The organism is Trinickia sp. (genome assembly GCF_035492435.1).
In the GTDB taxonomy this organism is placed as follows: domain Bacteria; phylum Pseudomonadota; class Gammaproteobacteria; order Burkholderiales; family Burkholderiaceae; genus Trinickia.
Window position 1 is genome coordinate 1 of record NZ_DATJJF010000194.1, and the last position, 4,057, is coordinate 4,057.

General features: G+C 62.7%; 5 protein-coding genes. 1 reads left to right on the forward strand and 4 read right to left on the reverse strand.

The window, feature by feature from the left end; genetic code table 11:
- Window positions 1–1,011: poly-beta-hydroxybutyrate polymerase N-terminal domain-containing protein (locus VL598_RS13930; protein WP_325327313.1), on the reverse strand; the 1,011-nt coding region annotated here is incomplete at its 3' end.
- A 306-nt stretch (window positions 1,012–1,317) separates the two neighbouring features.
- On the opposite strand from VL598_RS13930, the gene fnr reads away from it, so the two are divergent.
- The gene (fnr, locus tag VL598_RS13935) at window positions 1,318–2,100 is read left to right on the forward strand and encodes a fumarate/nitrate reduction transcriptional regulator Fnr (protein ID WP_325327314.1); all 783 of its coding nucleotides are present in this window, start codon (window positions 1,318–1,320) and stop codon (window positions 2,098–2,100) included.
- Window positions 2,101–2,185: 85 nt separating this feature from the next.
- Here fnr and VL598_RS13940 read toward each other — a convergent pair whose 3' ends face one another.
- From VL598_RS13940 to VL598_RS13950, 3 genes are all read right to left on the reverse strand, one after another.
- Window positions 2,186–3,172, reverse strand: coding sequence for a zinc-dependent alcohol dehydrogenase family protein (locus VL598_RS13940; RefSeq protein WP_325327315.1), 987 nt, complete (start codon window positions 3,170–3,172; stop codon window positions 2,186–2,188).
- A gap of 83 nt (window positions 3,173–3,255) precedes the next feature.
- A complete protein-coding gene (locus tag VL598_RS13945; protein WP_325327316.1) occupies window positions 3,256–3,534 on the reverse strand; it encodes a DUF1488 domain-containing protein in 279 nt (92 codons plus the stop codon).
- Window positions 3,535–3,846: 312 nt separating this feature from the next.
- The coding region (locus VL598_RS13950) for a fumarylacetoacetate hydrolase family protein (protein WP_325327317.1) at window positions 3,847–4,057 on the reverse strand (211 nt) is incomplete at its 5' end.

The window sequence follows — 4,057 nt, forward strand, 5'->3', positions numbered from 1 at the left end:
CTCACGCACCACGTCGAGCGCGGCAAGAAGACCTTCCCTCAGGTAGTCGTCGAGACTCACGTCACGGAAGCGCTCGTCCGGATTGCGCCACGAAATCATGAACACCGTATAACCGGCCGCGACGAGATAGCGGACCAAGGAATTGTGCGGTTGCAGATCTAGGACGTAGTACTTCATGATCCACGACGGCACGATGACGATCGGTTCGCGCTCCACATCGGGCGTGGCCGGCGCGTATTGCAGCAGCTCGCAGAGCCGCCCGCGCCAGACCACCTTGCCCGGCGTCGTCGCCACTTCATGTCCCGGCCGATACGACGGCTTGGGCTTTCCGATCGGGCCTCGTGCGTAGCCGAACCACTCAATGAAGTCTTCCAGCCAGTTGCGCGCACCCGACGCGAAATTCGCGCCGCCGGTGCCCATCGCCGTGTCGAGCACGTGCGGATTCGTCAGCACAAAATTGCTCGGAGCAATCGCATCGAGGCACTGTCGCGCGAAAAACTGCACGACGCGCTCGTGGTGTGCTTCCACGCCGCGCACCCCCGATGCGGCCTGCTTCCACCATGCCTCCACACAAGCGAAGGTATAGCGGTAAGCATTGAAGGGCCATGTTTCCCAACCGGGATGCGCAAAGCGAGGATCGTCGTTTTGCATGAGGGGCGCGTGGCTCGGCACCGAAGCCCCGGCGCTGCGCAGCGCGCCCTGCGCCGCCTCGGCCATCAACTCGAAGTTTTTTCCCGGCGATACGGCGAGGTGTATCGCCCAGTCCAGCCAAGCGAGCCACGCGGAAGCCGGAGAGAGCCCAGCCGTGGCCGCGATGAGGCGCGCATGCGCCGTGCGGTCGAGCACCTCGTGCAGGGGCGCAGGCGGCAACTCGGACGCAGGATAGACAAGCAATGAGGGACGAGCCCCGTCAGGAACGGCCTCCGCACCAAGCGGCTCGGGAGCCGGCAGCGGTTTGGCAGATTCTCCCGTCCTTGCGCGTGGATCGCGCACGTCAAAAATGTTTTGCATCACCGTCTCCGTGTTGGCGCTCGCCTCGCCTCGCACCTTGCCTCGCGCTCGATGCGACGCAGGGCTGACGAAGCCTCTACCGAACGAGCGGCTGATTCGAGCTAAGCTCGGGTAGAAGCGTGCGCATCAGGGTCGCACGCGCATTTTTCGTACCCGAGGTAAGACAATCCTGACAGCGCTTCACTAACACTTACCTCAGTTTCATACGACGCTGATTGGCTTGCCCCCCTCCTACCCGCGATACTTCAACCCGTGGAGACTGATTTGCCGCGCCCGGTGTGGGCGCGCACAACAGCGGAGACAGACATGTTTGAACTCGGAGGCCAAGAAGAGGCCACGCACACAGCGCAGCCCCCTTCACTTTCGCCTCCCGCTTGGCAGGCACGCACATCGAATCACACGAGCGCGGGTTGCTCGAGCTGCACAATGCGCTCAGCGTGCATGCCCCATGCTTTGACATCTGAAGAGCTGGCACGTTTCGATTCGATAGTGACCGCCACCCGGCTGGTGAAGCGTGGCGAGGCGCTTTACCGCACGAACGGCGAGTTTCAAAGCATCTACACCGTACGCGCAGGCTCGTTCAAGACCGTCGTCATGCACCGCGACGGCCGCGAGCAAGTCACGGGCTTCCGTTTTACCGGCGAAGTGCTCGGCCTCGATGGCGTGCACAGCGAGCGCCATATCAACGATGCCATTGCGCTCGAAGACAGCAGCGTCTGCATCATTCCCTATGCGCTGCTCGAAACGCTGTGCGCGGAGTCCAAATCGTTGCAGCAGCAGGTGCTGCGTACGATGAGCGGCGAAATCGTGCGCGACTCATCGCTGCTGATGCTGCTCGGCACCATGAACGCTGAGGAGCGCGTCGCTGCCTTTCTGATCAATCTGTCGAGCCGGATGAAGTCGCGCGGTTATTCCCCTGCGGAATTCCACTTGCGCATGACGCGTGAGGAAATGGGCAACTACCTTGGGATGAAACTGGAGACGGTCAGCCGCATGTTCTCCAAGCTCCAACGCGATGGCCTCCTCGAGACGCGCGGTAAGCAACTTCGCATCGTAGACCTCGAGGCCCTCGAACGGGTGTCGACTTGAAGTAGCGGTTCAGCGCTTACTTGGGTCCCATAAACAGCAGTTAGCGCGCTTCAGCGTCATGTTCCACGCAACGCGCTGATCGCCGTCACCTCGTCATCAGAACCGCAGCGCCTGTCAGTCGCCCGTCGCGCAAATCCGCCAAAGCGCGATTGGCTTCAATCAGCGGATAAGCCGTCGTTTCGATATCAAGCGGGATTTGCCCCGCAATTCGCATGAATGCATGCCCGTCCTCGCGTGTGAGGTTCGCCACTGACACGAGGCGGCGCTCCCCCCAAAGCAGTTCGTAGGGAAACGTGGGCACAGCACTCATGTGGATACCGCCGCAGACCACGACGCCCCCCTTTACCACCGCATCCAGCGCAAGCGGCACTAGCGCCCCCACTGGAGCAAAGATGAGCGCAGCGTCGAGCTGGCTCGGGCAGCGCTCGTCGCTGCTCCCCGCCCAATGGACCCCTAGCCTCCGTGCCAAACGCTGAGCCGCGGTGTCGCCTGGGCGCGTGAATGCATAGACAGCGCGTCCTTGATGACGCGCCACCTGGGCGACGATGTGCGCAGCCGCCCCGAAACCATAGATGCCGATGCGTTCAGCGCCCCCCGCCATGGTCAGTGTTCTATAGCCGATGAGGCCCGCGCACAACAGCGGCGCGGCCTGCACGTCGCTATAGCGCTCAGGTAGCTGAAAACAGTAGCGGCTATCGGCGACGGTTTGCTCCGCGTACCCGCCGTCGATCGTGTAGCCCGTGAAGCCAGGCGCGTCGCACAGGTTCTCGCGCCCGCGAGCGCAATAAGGACACCGCCCGCAGGTATGACCGAGCCACGGCACCCCAATGCGTTCGCCGATTGCAAAGTCCGTCACATCCTTGCCGAGAGCGGCGACGGTACCGACGATTTCGTGTCCCGGTATGACCGGCCGTTTCGGCTGGGCAAGATCGCCGTCCACTACGTGCAGATCGGTGCGGCACACGCCGCACGCATGAATGTCGATCAGCAACTGTCCGGCCGCCGGCACCGGATCGGCCACGGCCAGTTCGGCGAGCAGCGGGGAGCGTCCGTCGAATACCATCGCACGCATGGCTTCCCTCCTCGATGCGGCTGGGCACGCGCGCTAGCGAACACCGCTATGCGGCCCGATCCCACAACCGAATGAACCCGGTGCTAAGCCTGATAGAAACGGAAAAACCCGCTATGCAGCAGCACCGGTTTATTGCCGAGCTCCTGCAACAGCTTGCGCGCCGCTGATTCGATCGTGTGCCGGTGGGCCTCGAACGCCTTTTGAACGTCATCTTCGCGCAGCGACTCGGCGCCGAAATGATCTTCGAGCGCCTCGGCGGTGATTGCGCACTGCACGCGCTCACCATCGACTAGTGCCGAGAAAACGAGGACAAGATCGCGCCCGCAGTACTCGGCCGGTTCCTTTGGAAATAGGATCTGCATCTCTTGCCCCTCGCAATACGCTTGTAGGCGGCGGCGCGCCACGACATCGGCGAAGCTGGGTGTGGCAGCCTGACATTCAGGATAGTCGAAGCGAGGCCGAACGCGCAGGTGCCAGGTAGTGCACCGATCTGAAAAGGCTTCGAGTCGCGCTTCAGCGGGAGGCGACCGTATCAGACGAATCCGAATTTGACGAAACTGAACATTCGATGCCGAGATAAGCCAGGCACATGGACTCCCGCAGGCAGACGCCTCCCGTCGCCCCCAAATCTCACGTGCCCCCAGCTCGTCTCGTCGGCGTTGACAGCCCTCGCGTCAACCCGCTGCCACTGTACGCTGCAGCTGCTCGCCGAGCCCCGCAATGCCCACACGCAGCGTCTGCCCAGCCTTCAGATAAACCGGCTCGGGCTTCATACCCAGGCCGACCCCGGGCGGCGTGCCGGTCGCGATGATGTCGCCCGGCTGCAAGCTCATGCATTCGGACAGGTACGCGACCAGCTTCGCGACTGAAAAAATCATCGTCCGC

What these genes read in the sequence shown, in the direction of transcription:
- fnr (WP_325327314.1), top strand. Translation starts at nt 1,318, where the DNA reads ATGTTTGAACTCGGAGGCCAAGAAGAGGCCACGCACACAGCGCAGCCC.
- VL598_RS13940 (WP_325327315.1), bottom strand. Translation starts at nt 3,172, where the DNA reads ATGCGTGCGATGGTATTCGACGGACGCTCCCCGCTGCTCGCCGAACTG.
- VL598_RS13945 (WP_325327316.1), bottom strand. Translation starts at nt 3,534, where the DNA reads ATGCAGATCCTATTTCCAAAGGAACCGGCCGAGTACTGCGGGCGCGAT.